Origin of the sequence: Alkalicoccus urumqiensis (assembly GCF_002993335.1) — a bacterium.
In the GTDB taxonomy this organism is placed as follows: Bacteria; Bacillota; Bacilli; order Bacillales; family Salisediminibacteriaceae; genus Alkalicoccus; species Alkalicoccus urumqiensis.
Genome location: NZ_PVNS01000006.1, coordinates 151,508 through 171,937 on the forward strand (window position 1 = coordinate 151,508; position 20,430 = coordinate 171,937).

A 20,430-nucleotide genomic window follows, 5' to 3' on the forward strand; every position below is an offset into this window, starting at 1 on the left:
GGTGGGATTAAAGAACGTGGAGGGACATATGGAAGAAACAATCAGTCTTCAAGAGATCTTCAGCACGATTAAAAAGCGGCTCGGCCTCATCATCCTCATGATCGCAGGCGCCATCGCAGCTGCAGGCATCATCAGTTACTTAGTACTCACACCCCGCTATGAAGCATCGTCACAGGTACTCGTCAGTCAGGCCGCCACCGGCGCGTCCATCTTATCATCCGCCAACCCATTCGAATCCGACTCCAGCTACATCGATACGTACAACGTCATTCTGCAGAGTCCATATATTCTCGACCAGGTCGAAGAAGCTGTCGGACTGGAGGACACGCCGTCTCTTACCGTCAGCCAGGAAGGCGAATCACAGGTCATTACGATCCGCCTGGAAGGAACGAACCCGGCAGAAGTCGTCGAGACGACAAACGTCACCGCAGAAATCTTCCAGGAGGAAATCCAGACACTGTTAAACATCGACAACATTCATATTCTGACCCCGGCATCCGTGGATAATTCCATCGAGCCGATCAGCCCGAACCCCGAGCTGAATATGGCGATCGGCGCTGTCGTTGGTGCCATGGCCGGCGTCGGACTCGCGTTTTTACTGGAGTTTTTAAACAACACGATCCGCACGGAAGAAGACGTGGACCGCACACTCGGCCTTCCGGTACTCGGTGCCATCACCGTCATGGACGAAGAAGAAGACCGCGTCGACGATACCCCGGACAATACAGCACCACCAACACAAGCGAGGGAGCGTGAATCCGTTGGCTCTTAATTTGTTCCGCAAAAAGAAAAAAGACCATCTGACTGAAAAGCAGCGCAGCCTTATCGCGCACTTCTCGCCGAAATCCCCGATTTCCGAGCAGTATAGAACGATCCGGACGAACATCCAGTTCGCGAGCATGGATCACGAGGTGCGCCTCCTTGCCGTCACCTCCACGGCTCCGGGCGAAGGAAAATCGACGACGGCAGCAAATCTGGCTACGGTGTTTGCGCAGCAGGACGCACGTGTCTTACTGATCGACGCCGACCTGCGGAAACCGACCGGCCACTACACGTTCCAGGTAGATAACACGACCGGTCTCACAAACGTATTGACGAACCAGGCAAAGCTTGAAGAAGTCACGAGCAGCACTGTCGTTCCGGCGCTCGATATTTTGACGTGCGGACCGATCCCGCCGAACCCGGCCGAGCTGCTAAGCTCAAAGCGCATGGACTGGCTTTTAACCGAAGCCCGGCAGCAGTACGACATCATCATTATCGACACGCCGCCGGTACTCGCCGTCACAGACGCCCAGGTTATCGGTAACCAGGCTGACGGTGTCGTACTCGTCACAAGCTCCGGGACGACGAAGCAGGAAGATGCGCAGAAGGCAAAGGAACTACTGGAAAACGCATCCGCCAATGTGCTCGGTGTGGTCCTGAACCGTAAGGAAAGAACACAGGGATCGTACTACTATTATTACGGAAATTAACAACAAATGCAGAAAAGAACTACAATGTGGGAAAATGTTGTGTTAGAATCAGCATAGTGAATAAAAGTCATAGGTCGTTTCACTAGAAAGAGAAAGGAGCCCTTCTTGTGATAGATATTCATACCCACATTCTTCCCGGCGTGGATGACGGGGCGCAGTCGATGGAGGAAGCCGTCGCCATGGCAGAAAAAGCCCATGAAGCAGGCATCACAACCATCGTGGCCACCCCGCACCACCAGAACGGAAGCTACATAAACCACCGCCACTCGATTCTACCGGCCGTGGACGAGCTCAATGAGACGCTGAAGAAAAAGGGCATTCCGATTACCGTCCTCCCGGGACAGGAGACACGGATTTACGGAGAAATGGCCGAAGACAGCGACGAGCTCGTTCCGATCTCCGGCACCGGCCACTACCTGTTCGTCGAATTTCCGCACGACCAGGTCCCGCGCTACGCGACGCAGCTACTCTACGATCTGCAGATGCGCGGAAAGAAGCCGATCATCGTGCACCCCGAACGGAACGCAGCCATCCAGGACGAACCGGACAAGCTGTATCAGTTCGTGAAAAACGGGGCACTCGCCCAGGTGACAACCGACAGCCTCATCGGCAAATTCGGATCGACGGTGGAGAGATTCGCACACCAGCTGATTGAAGCGGACCTCATCCATTTTGCCGCCTCCGACGCCCACGACGCCGAAGTACGCGGCTTTTCGTTTGCCCGCGCCTGGAAAAAAGTCGAAAAACAGCACGGATCTTCCGTCACTTCCGGCTGGGAGGAAAACGCCCGCCGCCTCGTCGAGGGGCAGCAGGTCGTCGGGAACCCGCCGCAGCACGTACGGAAGAAAAAGTTTCTCGGTCTCTTTTAAAAACAGCATCGTCTGCTTTCATAAGTCAGAAGATTGCGAAACTTGTCGAATGAATTCGACATGGGTCACTCCTTCCATACCCGTATCAGGGAAGGAACTCGGTCCTGCTGGTGGGTGCAGCTGCACCTTAGACGTTCGTCGTCATAAGTGGGACGTGAGGAGAGGTTGAATGCCTCTTAAAACGGAACCATTGTTCCGGCCGGAGTTCGTTCTCCGGCCCGGAAGAATGGGGAGCCGTTTTTCGACGACCGTTCGGAAAAGGGCTTTCTATTCTTCCAGCTGCACAAATTTTAAAGAGGGGGGTACCGCTGTGAGCTTTCAAACACGTCTCGGATTACTTATACTCGTCGATTCCTGTATCGTTGTGTTTTCCATTTTCGCCGGCAACTGGCTGTTAGCACCGCAGACCGATCAATTCTCATCGGTCATTACGATCAGTGCCGTGGCACTGCTCATCGGTCACCATATATTTGCACATTACTTTAAACTGTATAAGCGGGTCTGGCAGTACGCAAGCATCCGCGAGCTGATTTCTATCTTCTTGGCGGTCACGTTTACGATCGGTGCCGTCGCTGTCATGCAGCTCGCCTTCTTCCAGACGATGTACTCGCGCACGCTTCTCGTTACGTGGATGCTCCATATCTTGCTGATTGGCGCCTCGCGCTTCTCGTGGCGCCTCTACCGCGACACGAAGCTGAAAGTCGATCCATCGAAGCGCCGCACGCTCATCATCGGTGCCGGAAACGGCGGCATGATGGTAGCCAGGCAGCTCGTGAACAGCGAAATGTCGGAGCTCCGCCCGGTGACGTTTATCGATGACGATCCGTCGAAGCGTCATCTGGAAATTATGGGAGTGCCGGTCGTCGGCACGTCGGACGACATTCCGGACATCGTCCGTGACAAGGAAATCGAACATATCATTATAGCTATTCCTTCCCTGTCAAAACAGGAATTAAACGACATTTTTGACAAATGTTCCAAAACAAAGGTGAAAACGCAGATCATGCCGTCGATGGAGGACATCATGTCCGGCCGTGTGAGCGTCAGCCAGATGCGCGACGTCCAGGTGGAAGACCTTCTCGGACGTGACCCGGTCAAACTCGATACGAAAACGATCGGCGAGAAGATCACGAACAAAACCGTGCTCGTTACCGGCGCCGGCGGCTCGATCGGTTCGGAAGTGTGCCGCCAGATTGCGCGCTTCTCGCCGGATAAGCTGATCCTTCTCGGCCACGGCGAAAACAGCATCTACACGATCGACATGGAGCTGAAAGTAAAGTTCCCGCACATGGACATTGAAACAGAAATCGCCGACGTGCAGGATGCCGAGCGGATGCACGCAGCACTTGAAAAGCACGCGCCCCACGTCATTTACCACGCGGCCGCACACAAGCACGTGCCGCTTATGGAGAAAAATCCGCACGAAGCGATTAAAAACAACGTCATCGGTACGAAAAACACCGCCGAAGCCGCCGACCGTCTCGGTGTGGAATCGTTCGTTATGATCTCGACCGACAAAGCGGTGAATCCGACGAGCGTCATGGGTGCGTCGAAGCGGATTGCGGAAATGGTCGTGCAGCACATGGACCGCGTGAGCGACACGAAATTCGTCGCCGTCCGCTTCGGGAACGTGTTAGGCTCCCGCGGCTCGGTCATCCCGCTTTTCAAAAAGCAGATTGAAGCCGGCGGTCCGGTCACCGTCACCCACCCGGAAATGACGCGCTACTTCATGACGATCCCGGAAGCCTCCAGGCTCGTCCTGCAGGCAGGCGCGATCGCAAAAGGCGGCGAAACGTTCGTCCTCGACATGGGCGAACCGGTGAAAATCGTCGATCTCGCCAAAAACCTCATCCGCCTCTCCGGTTTCAGCGAAGACGACATTCCGATCCAGTACTCCGGCATGCGCCCGGGGGAGAAGCTGTTTGAAGAGCTCTTAGGCGAAAACGAAGTTCACAAAGAACAGACGTATCCGATGATCTACCGCGGCAAAACACCGCCGGTCAACATCAGCGTTATCTTAAAACTGATCGACACGTTCGATAACGATACGAACGACAGACTCCGCAGCAGAGTGCTTGATATCGCCCACTTCCGCGAAAAAGAACTGAGCCTCGCCGCAGCGAAATAAAGGAGGAGCATCATGAAGCAGGTAAAAAAAGCGATCATCCCCGCAGCGGGACTCGGTACACGGTTCCTGCCGGCAACGAAAGCGATGCCGAAAGAGATGCTGCCGATCGTCGACAAGCCGACGATCCAGTACATCGTCGAAGAAGCCGTCGCCTCCGGCATTGAAGACATCATCATCGTTACCGGAAAAGGCAAGCGCGCCATTGAAGACCACTTCGACCACGCCTTCGAGCTCGAGCAGAATCTTGCTGAAAAAGGAAAGACCGACATTCTGGAGCGCGTGCAGCACACATCCACGATGGTCGACATCCACTACATCCGCCAGAAGGAGCCGAAGGGACTCGGCCATGCCGTCTGGTGCGCAAGAAAATTCATCGGCGACGAACCGTTCGCCGTACTTCTGGGCGACGACATCGTCCAGTCCGACGAGCCGTGTTTAAAGCAGCTCATTAACGAATACAACGAAACCGGCGCTTCGGTTATCGGTGCCCAGTCTGTTCCGGACGAAGAAACGCACCGCTACGGCATCATTGATCCCGGCACGCAGACCGGCCGCCGCGCAAGCGTGAACTCGCTCGTCGAAAAGCCGAAGCCAGGAACGGCACCATCAAACCTGGCCATTATGGGACGCTACATTTTAACGCCGGAAATTTTTCATTTCCTCGACAAGCAGCAGACCGGATCCGGCGGGGAAATTCAGCTCACCGACGCCATCGAAAGCCTAAACAACATCCAGCGTGTCTTCGCCTACGACTTCGAAGGAACACGCTTCGACGTCGGCGAAAAAATAGGCTTCGTCAAAACTACACTCGACTTCGCCCTCCAGGATCCAACCCTGCAGGAGCAGCTCCGGCAGTACATGGAGACCAAGCTGGAAGACATGAAAGAGCAGGTATAATGAAGAAAGCTGGAACAGTGGGGGGGCTGTTCCAGCTTTTGTATTTTTGGCAGAGAGATTACCGTGGTGGGGGAGTTCTCTAAATAGTAAATACCCCTTTCCTAACCTCCGCCTATTCTTCGATCAGATCAATCAAACCTCACTGAAATCCTTGAATTGAGGAACCACAGTGCAAAAAAATCCAATACATAATCAAAAGGGACTTACACTTATCGAACTTCTCGCGGTAATTGTGATTATTGGTATAATTACCCCCATTGCGACTATTTCAATAATAGCTATTGTGAAAAACACGGATGAAAAAGTTTACGTTCAAAATTTGGAAATATTAGGTAGAGACTATCTTGATTTTCTAGCGTTAGAATATGTGGTTCATACTGATTTATTGTTAAATCAATATAAATCAACTTGGTCTGAGGATGTCTGTTACTGCTCAGATCAGTCAGAACCAGCTTACTTGGATGGGAAACTTACCTACCCAAGTGATAGTGATGAAAATCCAGCGCCTATATTGTAACACCCCTACTCTTTTCCTTCTAATGAAGCAAGAGGGGTCTATACTTGATTAATTATTAACAAGAATTGAATGAAGGTATGGAACTGATTATCGTTATTAGATTGAACCCTAGAACCCTGTGGGATAAAGGTTTGAGGCGTTTTTAGTGAGAATCATAGATTGATTGAATGGTATTTATTAATAGGAAGAAACTCGGTTTAAGGTGGTAAATGTAAGAATATCTATTTCATGTTTGGTTGGTAGATTGAATAGATATTACGTCGTGACTATCAAACGACGATAAAATTGACGCTATCGTAATAGAGGAAATCCGTCTCAAATTTGAAGAATGAATGAGATTATTAGTAGTTATTTTGTTGTTCAAGACCAAGTCATTACTAATGATCTCATGAAAAACAAGGAGTGCATTCAACGATGTATATGAAATTAAAACGACTATCAGATATTGTCCTGTCAGTAGCAGGATTGCTAGTCTTATCACCATTATTTCTAGGTCTCATCATTGGAATCAAACTCGATTCCAAAGGGCCCGTATTTTTCAAGCAAAAAAGAGTGGGAATTCATAAAAGCCATTTTAATATCTATAAATTCCGTACAATGCGAATTGATACGCCAAAAGATACACCAACTCATCTGTTAGACAACCCAGATAAATACATTACGAAAATGGGCAAGTTCTTAAGAAAGACGTCATTGGATGAACTGCCGCAGATCCTAAATATCCTTTCTGGAAAGATGAGCATCATTGGTCCGAGACCTGCACTATGGAATCAGTATGATTTGATTGCTGAGCGGGATAAGTACGGTGCCAACGATATACCTCCAGGACTAACTGGCTGGGCACAGATTAATGGTCGGGATGAACTTCCTATAGAGGTGAAAGCAGAGTTAGATGGTGAGTATGTTAAAAAGTTAGGCTTGTTCATGGATCTTAAGTGCTTCTTTGGTACATTCATTAGTGTATTGAAGAGAGATGGTGTTATTGAAGGGAAAAATAATAGGCCTGATACTCAGGAGTCAAAATAATTATGAAGAAGATTTTGATTACAGGAAAAAACAGTTATATTGGAAAAATGTTCGAATCCTATATGCAAAAATGGTCTGAAGATTATAAAATCGATAAGATTAGTTTAAGAGGAGGTGAATGGAAATCTACTGATTTCTCTTATTATGATTCAATCATTCACCTTGCTGGTATTGCACATGTGTCAACTGATCCAAAGATGGAGGAACTATATTATCAAGTGAATCGGGACCTGACGGTTGAAGTCGCCAAGAAAGCCAAAAGAGAAGGTGTTAATCAATTTATTTTCATGAGCAGCATTATAGTGTATGGAAAAGATCAAACAACAATAGGTAGACATACAATTCCTACTCCAGACAACTTTTATGGTAGAAGTAAGCTTGAGGCAGAAGAAAGTTTGAATAAAATGCAGTCACAAGATTTCAACATTGTACTTATTAGGCCCCCTATGATTTATGGTAAGGGGGCGAAAGGGAATTATAGGAAATTATCTGAAGTCGCTAAAAAAACACCCTTATTCCCTTGTGTTTATAACTATAGGAGCATGTTACATATTAATAACCTGTGTGAGTTTTTAAAGCTAATGATTTTCTATAAAGAAAAGGGGGTTTTTTTCCCTCAAAATAAATTGTATGTTAATACCTCTGAAATGGTGAAAATGATAGCTGAGGTTCATAAAAAGAAAGTAAGGCTAACTAAAGTATTTAATCCAATTTTAAGCATTTTAAGTAAAAAGGTAATTGTTATCAATAAAGTATTTGGTGATTTAGTTTATGAAAAAAGTTTAAGTGAGTATAAAAAAGAATATAGACTCATTGATTTCCGAGAGACTATTGTGTTGACAGAAATGGAGAATGAAAATAATGAAAATAGTTTTAGTTAATTGCTTTGATACATATGAAAATAGGATCGACTTAATTCATGATTACTTTGTCAAAAAAGGTCATAATGTTACAGTCATTCAGTCCGATTTTAGACATTTTAAAAAAACGCAACGTTTTGATATTAAACAGAATTTTATTTTTATTAAATCAAAACCCTATTATAAAAACATTTCAATAGCCCGACTCATTTCACATTATAATTATGCCAAAAACGCATTTAAAGTTGTAGAAGAAATAAAACCCGATTTACTTTACGTAAGTGCACCACCTAATTCATTGGCAAAATTAGCTGGGAATTATAAAAAAAATAATAGAAAAGTCAAGTTAATCATTGATTTAATAGATCTTTGGCCGGAAACAATGCCAGTTGATAAAGTGAAAAGGTTACCCCCATTTCAGTTTTGGAGATTAATGAGAGATAATAGCTTAAAATTCGCAGACTATATTATTACTGAATGCGATCTATACCAGTCAATATTAGATTACGCTCTCGATGGACTAAAAACCAAAACAGTCTATTTAGCAAAAAAAAATATTGAAGTTGTTAGGAAGCCATTACTCTGTGAAGAAGAAATACACTTATGCTATTTAGGCTCTATTAATAATGTAATAGATATTCCAATAATAAAAACAATTATGAAGTCAGTTAATGAAATCAAGCCTACAACACTTCACATAATTGGTGATGGTGAAAATAGAGAGTTGATGATAAGTGAAGTGAAAAATACAGGTTCTAAAGTGGCTTATCACGGGGAGATATATGATCCGCAAAAAAAACAAGATATTTTTGACAAGTGTCATTTTGGTTTAAATATTATGAAAAAAAGTGTGTGTGTCGGATTAACGATGAAATCTATCGATTATTTCCAACATGGACTGCCTATTCTTAATAATATACAAGCTGACACTGAAGATATTGTAAAGCGATATAATGTAGGGATTAATTTAAAGGATGGAAACCTTGAAGAATTAGTTGATAAAATTGAAGTTTTAAAGGAAGAAGAATACCAAAATATGAGAGTGAAATCTAGTGAGATTTTTGATCAATTGTTTTCTCTACATGCTTTTTATGGGAAGTTGGATGAAATTACAAACGAAGTAATACTTTAATGGGTATTTAATTATCACTTTTAACATGTCATTTTAATAAAGGAAGACGGAACTAATGAATACATCTATAAAAAAGAGCTCGATTAACGAATTTTTAATTAGCGTATTTGTGATAATTAGTGTTATATTCCCTGGTGATATATTTAGTATTAAGAAAATCTTATTTTTAATAATATGTTTCTTTAATTTTAAGTTAATTTTTAATTCTCTGTTTAAAAAAGGAAATAATCTATTTTCTTTTTTTGGTTTCATATTCCCTACTTTTTTAATTTTGTATTCATTTTTATTAACAGGAGATCTCTTAACTTCTTTTGCAAGATCATTTGCTCCATATTTATTTCTGATGATCTTTATAATTAAGTACTATGAAATAAACTATGAAAAAATATTAATTAAGTCGATTTATATAATCCTATTAATTACACTTTTATTAGTATCATTTGACTTATCAAATATAATAAACATAAATCAATCGGGCTTATTACGTAGTATTATGTACGATTATAGAATTGGTATAATGGGAAAGTCAGAAGAATATCCATTTTATTACAAAGTTTTCATGTATACATCTCCGTTATTAGTTTTTCTAATGTTTAAGAAATTCAGTGAGCATAAATATATAGGAATGATACTTGTTTTAGTTGCCCTTGTATTATCAGGAACTAGAGCTAATGTGATTTTTCCGATATTTTTTCTTGTTTTTTATTATGTGTTTTTAGTTGGTGATAGGTCAAAACTCATTAAATATGGGCTTGTTTTTCTCAGCATACTCTTAATGTTAGTTTTCTACTCTAGTATAGTTGATTCTTTTTATGACGCATTTATTTTAAGAGGAGAAACATCTGATACTATAAGGCGGGGGCATATAGATGGTATAAGAGAGCTTATACAAAATAATCCGTTCATAATTATATTTGGAAGCGGAATGGGGAGTAGTTTTTTTTCATATGGTCGAGATAGTTTTGTGAGTAGTATTGAGTGGTCCTACATTGATATGTGGAGACAAATGGGATTTGTGTTGTTCTCATTATTTATGACCTTTTTATTGGTTCCTTTATTTTATAACAATAAATCAGGGAGTTATAAAAAAATCGCCTATGTTACTTATTTATTTATAGCTGCGACTAATCCATTGTTATTTAGTTCTACAGGATATCTTGCATATCTTTATATCTATTATGATTTACAAAAAACTAAAGGTATATCATCCGATTAATAGAGGGGATAAAATAATGAATCTTGTCAATATTGTAGTAGCTGTTTACAAACCTAATGCAGAGTATTTTAAAAAGTTACTCGATAGTTTAAATAATCAAACCTATAACAAAATCGCGTTTTTATTTAGAGATGATAGTGATGACGAAGAAGAGCATAAAGAAATAACCAAAATGATTCAAGAGAAAATAACAAAATTTGAATATTGTATCTATAAGAATGAATGCAATTTGGGAAGTAATAAAACTTTCGAATTACTGACGAAGTCTTCAACCGGAGAATTTATTGCATATTGCGACCAAGATGATATTTGGGAAAAAGATAAAATAGCTAGGTTATTAGAGCATATACTAAAAGAAAATGCGGTTCTCTGTTATTCAAATTTATCAATAATTGATGATAATGATAATCTTGTGGCTTGTAGCTTTAAAGATGTTAACAAAAGAGTAAAACACATGTATGGTGAAAATCTTTTTAGCTATTTCTTGAGAAGGAATAGTGTAACAGGTTGTACCATGCTTATAAAAGCTGACGTTGCCAAAAAAGCAATTCCATTTTGTCATAAATATTATGTACATGATCATTGGTTAACGTTATATGCATCAACACAGGGCACTATCGCTTATTTGAATAAACCTTTGGTTAAGTATAGAATTCACGATAATAATCAAATAGGAGCAAGTATGTTGGTCGCTGTAAATAGTAGAGAAGATTATATTAATAATAAATTATTAAAAGAAAATAATAAATATGAATATCTATTAAAAGAATTTAAGTTTAACAAAATTCAAAGAGAAAAAATTCAAGCTATGAAAAATTGGACGGAGAGAAGAAAGGTATTTTTCGAAAAGAAAAGTGTTAAGAATACATATTTTATGGTCCGCAGCTTAAGAGAAGACTGGCAATTAATCATTTTTGAGTTGTTTATTAATTTTGCGCCTGATGGAATCGTAAAAAAAGTGTTCAGTAAAATAAAATCATAATATAGGAGCATTACTGTAATGAAGAAATGTGAAGTTTGATACAAAAAGAGCCCCCCTAGTATGATACGAGTGTCCAAGCTTCGAAGCAAAAAGAACCCTGAACGAATACCCAAGGAGGACTCAATTATGAATTATAACCACAACGAAAAAATCTTGCAAATCAACCACGACACGTTAATTATTGGTGTTGATATCGCCAAACGAACCAATTATGCACGTGCTCAGGATGACAGAGGGATTGACCTGACGAAAGCGTTGAAATTCGATAATCGCCATGCTTGGTTTCCGGGCTTTCCTGCAATGGATTCAGAACCTCCAGGAATCCTTCGGAAAAACCAACGTCATCATCGGAATGGAACCGACGGGACACTATTGGTTGCCTCTTGCACATATGCTGGAGGATCATGGCCTGCATTATGTCACAGTTAATACCATGCATGTGAGCCGTTCCAAAGAACTTGATGATAATTCCCCTTCGAAAAACGATGTGAAAGATGCCAAAGTCATCGCTCAGCTCGTGAAAGATGGCCGGTTCTCCGAGCCGGTGCTGCCTGAGAATGTCTATGCCGAGCTGCGCCAGGGGATGAATGTCCATGGTTGGCTCACGGAGCGCCACAATCGCATCAAGGCAAAGATCCAAAACTGGTTCGATCGCTATTTCCCTGAATTCACAGAGGTCTTTAAAGACTGGGAAGGAAAAGCGGCACTTCAGATTCTGGAAATGAACCTCTTGCCACATGAACTGGCTGGGGTGAACGATGACACCATTCTGGACGAAATGAAAAAAGGTGTTTCACGGGCGGTTGGCTTGAAACGCGTGCGTGCCCTGAAGGAAGCTGCTTCAACATCCATTGGAATCCGGACCGGCAGTCGGATGGCGAAGCGTGAATTGGCACTTTTGCTTCAGGAATATCATGAGCTGGGTCAAGAACTTTCTCTCCTTGAAGAGGAGCTCCATGGACTGATCGAACCGATTCCGGGCGCTAAGCAGATGCTTGCGATAAAAGGTGTCGGAGCAATGACCGTTGCCGGTTTTTTCGCAGAAGTTGGTGATTTGAACAACTATGATGATCCACGCCAATTACTTAAGTTAGCGGGACTCAATCTGCGACGAAATGAATCCGGGACCCACAAAGGTCAAACCAGGATTTCCAAACGGGGAAGAAGAAAACTTCGAGCCCTGCTATTCCGCGTTGCCATGCCGTTGTCAGCCAAAAATCAAGCCTTCAAGAAACTGCATGATTATTATCGAAACCGGCCTGCTAATCCCTTGATCGGTAAACAGTCCCTTGTGGCAAACTATTACGCATCTTTTTTGTAATTGGGACAAGACAGTGTGATTTCGATGAAGAACGCATGATTCGTAACATTTCGCATTTCAGAGACACACAGGAAGCTGCCTGACGATTCACGGAATTTAATCTCACGATAAAGGTCCAGAATGAACGACGTTGACAAACGAAGCACGTAGAAGTCGGTCTGTATTTCACCGTACGGGCAGGATGACCTAGCAGAGGAGCATATCCGACCTCCACCTCATGGCCAGGTTGAACGAAGGAATTTTGGAGCATAGACTCTGCGAGACATGGGAGGGTCAACCACCGTGAGTATTGTGGAGATCCACTAGTGCGACCAAATCAACCACCTAAAAAATGGTTATTATGATCCGGTTTAATTATTGGATGGATACACAATTTCCAATTAATTAAAATGATGGTATGAATGTCCATGAAGCTTCGTGTGTTGAAAACAGAAAGTATAGGAATTCGACGATATCGTGAGATATTAGAAGGATTAATTATTTTATAGAGGGAGGTTTTAACATGAAAGGTATAATCCTAGCGGGAGGCTCAGGTACACGCCTTTATCCAATCACCAAATCGATATCAAAACAATTACTACCAATCTATGATAAACCTATGATTTATTATCCACTATCTGTATTAATGCTGTCGGGTATTACAGATATTTTAATTATATCTACACCTGAAGATACTCCACGATTTGAACAATTATTAGGTTCGGGTACTGAAATGGGTTTAAACTTAAATTACGCTGTGCAACCATCTCCGGATGGATTAGCACAAGCTTTTGTCATAGGTGAGGAGTTCATTGGTGATGACTCTGTAGCACTAATTTTAGGAGATAATATCTTCTATGGTCATGAATTTACTAAGATATTAGAAAGGTCAGCTAATTTATCTGAAGGGGGCATAATTTTCGGCTATAACGTAAAAGATCCAGAACGTTTTGGTGTAGTAGAGTTTGATAAATTAGGAAAAGCTATTTCTATAGAAGAAAAACCAAAGGAACCTAAATCTTCATTTGCTGTAACAGGATTGTACTTTTACGATAATGATGTGGTAAAAATAGCGAAATCAATCCAACCATCTGAACGGGGTGAGTTAGAAATCACTTCTATTAATGAAGAGTACTTAAAAAAAGGTAAACTTAAAGTAGAATTACTAGGCCGTGGATTTGCATGGCTCGATACAGGTACGCATGAATCCTTATTGGAGGCTTCTACTTATATCGAAACAGTTGAAAAAAGACAAAGTTTAAAAGTAGCCTGCCTGGAGGAAATTGCCTATCGAAAAGGATACATTTCAAAAACCCAATTATTGGATTTAGCGGAGCCGCTTAAAAAGAATGAGTATGGACAATATTTAATCCGTCTTGCTCATCAACAAATAGATTTACTAGAGCAAGAGGAGGTGTTGGGATGAAAGTAATTGAAACCGACATTAACGATATATGCATCATTGAACCTGCTGTATTCGGAGATCAGCGCGGGTGGTTTATGGAATCCTATTCCTATGAAAAACTTAAAAAAGAGGGGACAGACTTTAATTTCATCCAAGACAATCATTCTTTTTCAGCCCAAAAGGGAGTATTGAGAGGGCTTCATTTTCAACAAAATCCTAAAGCTCAAACGAAATTAATACGATGTACCAGAGGGAAAATTCTTGATGTTGCTGTGGATATTAGGGAAGGTTCGCCAACTTACCTCAAGTGGATAGCCGTTGTTCTTTCTGAAGAAAATAAAAAACAACTTCTAGTACCGAAAGGATTTGCTCATGGTTTTGTTACGTTGACTGAAAATGTGGAAGTGCAATATAAAGTCGATAATGGTTATTCACCAGAGCATGATTGCAGTATACGATACGACGATCCGCAGTTAGATATTGATTGGGGTATAATTAATCCATTGTTGTCAGAAAAAGACTCACAAGCTCCTTTACTTAAAGATTGCGAACATGGTTTTAAATATTGAAGAAATGAGGGAATAGCCTATGAAAGTATTAGTAACAGGTGGAGCAGGGTTTATTGGCAGTAATTATATTTACTATATGCTGAAAAAGTATCAAGAATATAAAATCGTTTGTCTTGATCTATTAACATATGCCGGAAACCTGTCGACGTTAAGGCCAATTATGAATCATCCGAATTTCAGCTTTGTTAAAGGTGATATTTCGGATCGTCAGTTCGTAAATGATCTTTTTGAAAAAGAACAGTTCGATTATGTTGTGAATTTCGCTGCTGAATCGCATGTTGATCGCTCAATAAAAGACCCGGATATCTTTTTGAAGACAAACATCATCGGGACGCAGGTGTTAATGGAAGCAGCGAGAACACATGGCATCGTTCGATATCACCAAGTTTCTACAGATGAAGTGTATGGAGATTTGCCTTTGGACAGACCGGACTTGTTTTTCACTGAAACGACTCCGATTCATACGTCTTCTCCTTATTCAGCTTCCAAGGCTTCAGCAGATCTCCTAATTCAAGCCTATAACCGAACGTTTAATCTTCCAATTACAATCTCCCGCTGCTCAAATAACTATGGCCCATATCATTTTCCGGAGAAGTTAATTCCGCTTATGATTTCCCGAGCTCTGAACGATCAATCCTTACCGGTATATGGTCAAGGTGACAATGTTCGGGACTGGCTATATGTTGAAGACCACTGCGCTGCGATTGATTTGATTCTTCATAACGGAACAGATGGAGAAGTATATAACATAGGTGGTCATAATGAACGAACAAATCTTGAAGTCGTGAAGACGATCTTAAAAGAACTGAATAAGCCGGAATCACTTATCACATTTGTCGAAGACCGCGCTGGACACGATAGACGTTACGCAATTGATCCTGCCAAGGTGGGTGGAGAGTTGGGATGGAAACCGGAAACATCATTTGAGAAGGGGATCAAAGAAACTATCCAGTGGTATGTGGATAATCAAAAATGGTGGGAAGAAATTATTAATGGGAACTATCAGGATTATTACCAAGCCATGTATAGTAACAATCAAGGTGGGAGCATATGAAAGTATTAGTAACAGGTGCAGGTGGACAAGTTGGTCATGATGTGATGAATCGATTGCAACAAGAACAGATTAAATGCATAGGGACAACGCGCGAAGAGCTGGATATAACAGATGAAACGAAAACGAAAAACGTCCTCAAGAAATGTAATCCGGACGTTGTGATTCATTGTGCGGCTTATACCGCAGTTGATAAGGCTGAAGATGAGAAGGAACTTTGCTGTAAAGTGAATGTGCAGGGAACTAGGCATGTTGCCAAGGCCTGCAAAGAGATAGATGCAAAGATGGTATATATAAGCACAGATTATGTGTTTAACGGTGAAGGCGAAATCCCATTCGAAGTAACCGATCAACCTGATCCGATTAATTACTATGGACAGACAAAATATGAAGGTGAACTCGAGGTTCAAGATCTTTTGGAAAAGTATTTTATCGTGCGGATTTCTTGGGTGTTTGGAGAGAACGGCAATAATTTCGTAAAGACGATGCTCCGACTGGGTAAGGAGCGGGGTGAGATTTCTGTTGTATCAGATCAAATCGGTTCTCCGACGTATACATATGATCTTGCAAAGCTACTGGTGGAAATGATTCAAACCGATCGATTCGGAATTTATCATGCGACGAATGAAGGCTACTGCAGCTGGTATGGTTTTTCAAAAGAAATTTTTCGTTTATCAGGTATGCAGGTAAAGGTAAATGAAGTAGCGAGTACCGAGTATCCTACACCTGCTAAAAGACCTTTGAATTCGAGAATGAGTAAAGAAATACTGTATAAAAATAAATTACCTCACTGGGAGGAAGGTTTGAAGCACTTTATGAATCAAATTTAAATACCCCCTGATTTTTAACGTCATTACTATTTTAATTGTTACATAGTATATTTATGCTTTTGCATTTATTGATCAGATGAAATTGTAAAACGTTTTTCTAAAATAGCGTATGAAAGGATTTTATATTTATGCAAGTGAGTGTAGTGATACCTACTTATAATAGAAGTAATACATTAACTAGAGCAATAAACAGTGTTCTAAAACAAACTTACCCAGTAAAAGAAATTATAATTGTTGATGACAATTCGAGTGATAATACTTCTGAAGTTATTGAAACCTTTAAAGACCCTAGAATTAGATACCTTGTTAATAAAGAAAATCAAGGAGGCGCTTTTTCAAGAAATAGAGGGATAGTTGCCTCGGAAGGTGATGTAATTGCTTTTCAAGATAGTGATGATGAATGGGTCAAAGAAAAATTAGAATTACAAATGCCATTTATAGATAAAGGCACCGCGGATGTTGTGTGTAGTTCATATAATCAAATCATTCAAAAAAAATCTAATAAAATTCCTCAATTTGATGTTAAGGAGGATGAAGATTTTTATACAAAATTACTTTGGGGAAATTTTATAGGAACTCCTACTATAGTAGCTAAAAAAAATGTTTTAATTAGTGAGATGTTTGATGAGTCTCTTCCAAGATTTCAAGATTGGGAGTTAATGATAAGGATCTCACATAAGTATAAAATAGCATTTATCAATTCACCTTTAGTAGATGCTTATCTTCAAAATAATAGTCTTACAAGAAATGATTTAAATGGTATAAAAGCTTTAGAAATTATTATGCTTAAGCAGAACCAATTTTTTATTGAAAACAATGAGTTGAAATCTCATTACTATAGAATGATGGCTTTATTATCTTTTGACTCTAAGAAAAATCAAAAAAAATATTTTTCTCAAGCATATATGCTAAATAATAAGAATTTGAAGTTAACAATAGATTTTCTGCTTTCACAATTTAACTTGTTTCGATTGATTGAAATTATTCATAAATATAAGAGAAGATAACACTTTTGTTGGGGGGCAGGATAATGACGGCACTGTATGAAAAAATATTAAATAAAAAAGAAAAGATTTCTGTAATTGGTTTAGGTTATGTCGGAATGCCATTGGCTGTAGCTTTTGCTAAAAAAGCCCCAGTTATTGGTTTTGACTTAAACGAATCAAAAATAGCATCATATAAACTGGGGACCGATCCTACAAACGAAGTAGGAAATGATGCAATTCAACAGAGTGAAGTGGAGTTTACCTCAGATGAAAAAAAACTACAAGATGCAAGGTTTCATATTGTTGCTGTTCCTACTCCTATAAATTCAGACAAGACTCCAGATCTTACTCCGGTGGAAGGCGCAAGTACTATTGTTGGGAGAAATTTAATAAAAGGATCAATTGTTGTTTTTGAGTCCACTGTATATCCAGGCGTTACTGAGGATATATGTATCCCTATTTTAGAAAAAGAATCAGGTTTGGAATGTGGAATTGACTTCAAGGTTGGTTACTCTCCAGAAAGAATTAATCCTGGGGATAAAGTGAATACACTTGAGAGAATAGTGAAAATCGTATCTGGTGGAGATGATCAAGTTTTAGGTGAAATCTCTAAAATTTATGAATTAGTAATTGAAGCAGGTGTTCATAAAGCTAGCTCTATAAAAGTAGCTGAGGCCGCAAAGGTTGTGGAAAATAGCCAGCGTGATATTAATATTGCTTTTATGAATGAACTTGCTATAGTGTTTGACAGGATGGGGATTGACACTAAAGATGTTATTGAAGCGATGAATACAAAATGGAATGCAATTAAATTCTATCCAGGGCTTGTAGGTGGGCATTGTATTGGAGTTGACCCGTATTATTTCTTATACGAAGCTGAAAAACTAGGCTATCATAGCCAGATTATTCTGTCTGGTAGAAAAATAAACGATGGAATGGGTGAATTTGTAGCTGATGCAATTATTAAAAAGTTGATTCTTGCAAATAAAGTAGTAAAACAAGCTAATGTTGTTTTACTTGGTTTGACATTTAAAGAGAATTGTCCTGATATAAGGAATTCAAAAGTTATGGATATTATAGTGAGATTGCAAGAATATGGAATAGATCCAATAATAGTTGATCCACTAGCTAATGTTAACCATGCAAAACATGAGTATGATATTGATTTAGTGCAACTTGAAGATGTCAAAGAAGCTGATTGTCTTGTCTTTGCAGTTGCACATGATGAATTTAGAGCTTTAAGTTGGGATCAAACACACCGATTTTTCAAAGATAATACCAAAGAAGAAAAAATAATAATAGATGTGAAAAGTATATTTGAAAGAGAAGAAGTTAAGCGTATGGGATATCATTATTGGCGGTTATAATTTTATTGAAGGCATCATGCTCGAATAGCGGATTGGCGCGAGCTGAAATAATCCGTCATTCGGCTATGGGAGCTATTGTCCACTAAAAACACGAAGCAATTTCTCGGCAACTATGAAGACGTGCCGAATAACATCATCGGTCCGATTATCGATACAAGCCGTACACTAAAGGCCCATGCGACGGAGATAATCCTCCGCCAAAAGTCGAAGATGGCCAGCATCTAACGCTTGACAACGAAGGACAATTCCGACAACCTCCCTATAGTACGCCCTCCACGATATTATAAAACGTCTTTAGACAAGAAATGGGGGTAGGTGAGTCCTCGTCTTGAGCCAGCAATGATGAAATGCGCGTTCTACAATTTACGTGTGGTTAATGACTTTGAGCAGTTTAAAGAAGAAGCAACCGTTATAGTCGCATATCGACTGAATGGAAACTGTTGAGTTTGAATAATAAAGTGTATATGAGGGATTTTGATGTGTGGGACTAAGTGATAGGAAGAAGAGTTGAAGGTCGATGATGAATAGGCTGAAAAATGTATTGAGAAAAAAGTTTGTGAAAAATGTCATGATGGTTGCTACTGGTACTTTAGGCGCTCAGGCGATCACTTTATTATTTGCACCAATTATCACCAGGTTATATGGACCTGAAGTTTACGGGATCTTGGGTGTATTTAATACGATGGTTTCGATGATCGTTCCCGTGGCTGCCTTGACTATACCGGTAGCTATAGTATTGCCTAAAGAAGATCGTAGTGCCCTGTCACTGGCAAAACTTGCAATTTTGATTGCAGGTTTTGTGTCGGTCATTATGTTGATAATAGTATTATTTTTTCAGGATTTTATACTAGATGTCTTTAATATAAAAGAGCTGTCACTTTACATATTGTTAGTTCCGTTGGTTGTTCTTTTGTCTGCGTTAATGCAGGTTGGTGAACAATGGTTGATACGAAAAAAAGAATTTAAATCAACAGCGAAAGCAGCATTTTTACATTCATTATTATTAAACATCACAAAAACTGCTGGTGGTCTTTGGCTTCCTGTTGCTGGAGTATTAGTGACAATTGCAGCTTTCGGAAATGGGATAAAAGCACTTTTATTATATTATTTCACTAGAAAAGAAGATCCTACTATCTCCTCAAAATTAACCGACTTTTCAGATGAACGATTGCGAATGAAAGATGTATTTATAGAACATAAGGATTTTCCGATATTCAGAGCTCCCCAGGTGTTTATCAATGCCGTTTCACAAGGACTGCCTGTGATGATGTTAACCGCATTCTTTGGCCCGGCTGCCGCTGGTTTCTATTCAATTGGAAAGACTGTTCTGGGATTACCGAGTGCACTTATTGGTAAAGCTGTAGGAGATGTATTTTATCCTAGAATTGCCGAAGCATCAAATACGGGTGAAAATTTATCGGCTTTGATCATTAAATCAACATTAGGATTGGCGGTAGTAGGGATCTTACCCTTTGGCATCGTGATTGCATTTGGTCCAATGTTATTTGGTTTTGTTTTTGGTGCTGATTGGGTCACGGCAGGTGAGTATGCTCGCTGGATATCGCTTTGGAGTTATTTCCTATTTATGAATCAGCCTACGATTAAAGCGTTGCCTGTGTTATCTGCACAGGCTTTTCATTTGAAATTCACGATGGTCACTTTAATTACCCGTTCGATTGCTCTTGCTTTAGGCTATTATTTATTTCAAAGTGATGTGGTTGCAGTTGCACTATTCAGTATTACGGGTGGTTTATTAAATATTGCATTGATATTAATAACGATTGGGATTAGTCGTAAATTCGATTTAGAAAGAGGCGTTTAAT

19 protein-coding genes and 1 pseudogene are annotated in these 20,430 nt (G+C 40.6%); all 20 read left to right on the forward strand.

Annotation, left to right across the window (positions count from 1 at the left end; all coding sequences use genetic code 11):
• The first annotated feature begins 28 nt into the window (after positions 1–28).
• The 20 genes and pseudogenes from C6I21_RS07955 (at position 29) to C6I21_RS08045 (ending at position 20,429) form a co-directional block, all read left to right on the forward strand.
• On the forward strand, positions 29–772 hold the full coding sequence (locus C6I21_RS07955; RefSeq protein WP_105958924.1) for a YveK family protein: 744 nt from the start codon (positions 29–31) through the stop codon (positions 770–772).
• The gene (locus C6I21_RS07960) at positions 762–1,472 is read left to right on the forward strand and encodes a CpsD/CapB family tyrosine-protein kinase (RefSeq protein ID WP_105958925.1); all 711 of its coding nucleotides are present in this window, start codon (positions 762–764) and stop codon (positions 1,470–1,472) included. The genes C6I21_RS07955 and C6I21_RS07960 overlap by 11 nt, the downstream gene beginning before the upstream one ends.
• A gap of 107 nt (positions 1,473–1,579) precedes the next feature.
• Complete coding sequence (locus C6I21_RS07965) at positions 1,580–2,341, forward strand: tyrosine-protein phosphatase (protein WP_105958926.1); 762 nt, start codon at positions 1,580–1,582, stop codon at positions 2,339–2,341.
• Between the two features lie 310 nt (positions 2,342–2,651).
• Positions 2,652–4,469, forward strand: a complete 1,818-nt coding sequence (locus tag C6I21_RS07970) for a polysaccharide biosynthesis protein (RefSeq protein WP_105958983.1) — start codon at positions 2,652–2,654, stop codon at positions 4,467–4,469.
• A 12-nt stretch (positions 4,470–4,481) separates the two neighbouring features.
• Positions 4,482–5,366 (forward strand): UTP--glucose-1-phosphate uridylyltransferase GalU, encoded by an 885-nt coding sequence (galU, locus tag C6I21_RS07975; RefSeq protein ID WP_105958927.1) that lies wholly within the window; start codon positions 4,482–4,484, stop codon positions 5,364–5,366.
• Positions 5,367–5,535: 169 nt separating this feature from the next.
• Positions 5,536–5,883, forward strand: coding sequence for a prepilin-type N-terminal cleavage/methylation domain-containing protein (locus C6I21_RS07980; RefSeq protein WP_105958928.1), 348 nt, complete (start codon positions 5,536–5,538; stop codon positions 5,881–5,883).
• Between the two features lie 414 nt (positions 5,884–6,297).
• Positions 6,298–6,909 carry a sugar transferase gene (locus C6I21_RS07985; RefSeq protein ID WP_105958929.1) on the forward strand — a complete coding sequence of 204 codons (612 nt, stop codon included), beginning with the start codon at positions 6,298–6,300 and terminating at the stop codon, positions 6,907–6,909.
• A gap of 2 nt (positions 6,910–6,911) precedes the next feature.
• Positions 6,912–7,790 carry an NAD-dependent epimerase/dehydratase family protein gene (locus C6I21_RS07990; protein ID WP_105958930.1) on the forward strand — a complete coding sequence of 293 codons (879 nt, stop codon included), beginning with the start codon at positions 6,912–6,914 and terminating at the stop codon, positions 7,788–7,790.
• Positions 7,771–8,901 carry a glycosyltransferase family protein gene (locus tag C6I21_RS07995; RefSeq protein WP_105958931.1) on the forward strand — a complete coding sequence of 377 codons (1,131 nt, stop codon included), beginning with the start codon at positions 7,771–7,773 and terminating at the stop codon, positions 8,899–8,901. The genes C6I21_RS07990 and C6I21_RS07995 overlap by 20 nt, the downstream gene beginning before the upstream one ends.
• A 55-nt stretch (positions 8,902–8,956) precedes the next feature.
• Entirely contained in the window at positions 8,957–10,117 is a 1,161-nt protein-coding gene (locus C6I21_RS08000) for an O-antigen ligase family protein (RefSeq protein ID WP_105958932.1), read from the forward strand.
• A 16-nt stretch (positions 10,118–10,133) separates the two neighbouring features.
• Positions 10,134–11,099, forward strand: a complete 966-nt coding sequence (locus tag C6I21_RS08005; RefSeq protein ID WP_181186175.1) for a glycosyltransferase — start codon at positions 10,134–10,136, stop codon at positions 11,097–11,099.
• 126 nt (positions 11,100–11,225) lie between these two features.
• Positions 11,226–12,503: pseudogene (locus C6I21_RS08010) on the forward strand (IS110 family RNA-guided transposase).
• 419 nt (positions 12,504–12,922) lie between these two features.
• Positions 12,923–13,825, forward strand: coding sequence for a glucose-1-phosphate thymidylyltransferase RfbA (gene rfbA, locus C6I21_RS08015; RefSeq protein ID WP_105958934.1), 903 nt, complete (start codon positions 12,923–12,925; stop codon positions 13,823–13,825).
• Positions 13,822–14,373, forward strand: coding sequence for a dTDP-4-dehydrorhamnose 3,5-epimerase (rfbC, locus tag C6I21_RS08020; RefSeq protein ID WP_105958935.1), 552 nt, complete (start codon positions 13,822–13,824; stop codon positions 14,371–14,373). The genes rfbA and rfbC overlap by 4 nt, the downstream gene beginning before the upstream one ends.
• A 19-nt stretch (positions 14,374–14,392) precedes the next feature.
• Positions 14,393–15,427 (forward strand): dTDP-glucose 4,6-dehydratase, encoded by a 1,035-nt coding sequence (gene rfbB, locus C6I21_RS08025; RefSeq protein ID WP_105958936.1) that lies wholly within the window; start codon positions 14,393–14,395, stop codon positions 15,425–15,427.
• Positions 15,424–16,254, forward strand: coding sequence for a dTDP-4-dehydrorhamnose reductase (gene rfbD / locus C6I21_RS08030; RefSeq protein WP_105958937.1), 831 nt, complete (start codon positions 15,424–15,426; stop codon positions 16,252–16,254). The genes rfbB and rfbD overlap by 4 nt, the downstream gene beginning before the upstream one ends.
• 128 nt (positions 16,255–16,382) lie before the next feature.
• The gene (locus C6I21_RS08035) at positions 16,383–17,261 is read left to right on the forward strand and encodes a glycosyltransferase family 2 protein (RefSeq protein ID WP_105958938.1); all 879 of its coding nucleotides are present in this window, start codon (positions 16,383–16,385) and stop codon (positions 17,259–17,261) included.
• Between the two features lie 23 nt (positions 17,262–17,284).
• Positions 17,285–18,607 (forward strand): nucleotide sugar dehydrogenase, encoded by a 1,323-nt coding sequence (locus C6I21_RS08040; RefSeq protein WP_105958939.1) that lies wholly within the window; start codon positions 17,285–17,287, stop codon positions 18,605–18,607.
• 75 nt (positions 18,608–18,682) lie between these two features.
• Complete coding sequence (locus C6I21_RS16485; RefSeq protein ID WP_181186176.1) at positions 18,683–18,832, forward strand: hypothetical protein; 150 nt, start codon at positions 18,683–18,685, stop codon at positions 18,830–18,832.
• Positions 18,833–19,124: 292 nt separating this feature from the next.
• Entirely contained in the window at positions 19,125–20,429 is a 1,305-nt protein-coding gene (locus C6I21_RS08045) for a lipopolysaccharide biosynthesis protein (RefSeq protein ID WP_105958940.1), read from the forward strand.
• The last annotated feature ends 1 nt before the right edge of the window (position 20,430 follow it).

What these genes read in the sequence shown, in the direction of transcription:
- C6I21_RS08040 (WP_105958939.1), top strand. Translation starts at nt 17,285, where the DNA reads ATGACGGCACTGTATGAAAAAATATTAAATAAAAAAGAAAAGATTTCT.
- C6I21_RS07955 (WP_105958924.1), top strand. Translation starts at nt 29, where the DNA reads ATGGAAGAAACAATCAGTCTTCAAGAGATCTTCAGCACGATTAAAAAG.
- rfbD (WP_105958937.1), top strand. Translation starts at nt 15,424, where the DNA reads ATGAAAGTATTAGTAACAGGTGCAGGTGGACAAGTTGGTCATGATGTG.
- C6I21_RS07990 (WP_105958930.1), top strand. Translation starts at nt 6,912, where the DNA reads ATGAAGAAGATTTTGATTACAGGAAAAAACAGTTATATTGGAAAAATG.
- rfbB (WP_105958936.1), top strand. Translation starts at nt 14,393, where the DNA reads ATGAAAGTATTAGTAACAGGTGGAGCAGGGTTTATTGGCAGTAATTAT.
- galU (WP_105958927.1), top strand. Translation starts at nt 4,482, where the DNA reads ATGAAGCAGGTAAAAAAAGCGATCATCCCCGCAGCGGGACTCGGTACA.
- C6I21_RS08045 (WP_105958940.1), top strand. Translation starts at nt 19,125, where the DNA reads ATGATGAATAGGCTGAAAAATGTATTGAGAAAAAAGTTTGTGAAAAAT.
- C6I21_RS07985 (WP_105958929.1), top strand. Translation starts at nt 6,298, where the DNA reads ATGTATATGAAATTAAAACGACTATCAGATATTGTCCTGTCAGTAGCA.
- C6I21_RS08000 (WP_105958932.1), top strand. Translation starts at nt 8,957, where the DNA reads ATGAATACATCTATAAAAAAGAGCTCGATTAACGAATTTTTAATTAGC.
- rfbC (WP_105958935.1), top strand. Translation starts at nt 13,822, where the DNA reads ATGAAAGTAATTGAAACCGACATTAACGATATATGCATCATTGAACCT.
- rfbA (WP_105958934.1), top strand. Translation starts at nt 12,923, where the DNA reads ATGAAAGGTATAATCCTAGCGGGAGGCTCAGGTACACGCCTTTATCCA.
- C6I21_RS08035 (WP_105958938.1), top strand. Translation starts at nt 16,383, where the DNA reads ATGCAAGTGAGTGTAGTGATACCTACTTATAATAGAAGTAATACATTA.
- C6I21_RS07995 (WP_105958931.1), top strand. Translation starts at nt 7,771, where the DNA reads ATGAAAATAGTTTTAGTTAATTGCTTTGATACATATGAAAATAGGATC.
- C6I21_RS08005 (WP_181186175.1), top strand. Translation starts at nt 10,134, where the DNA reads ATGAATCTTGTCAATATTGTAGTAGCTGTTTACAAACCTAATGCAGAG.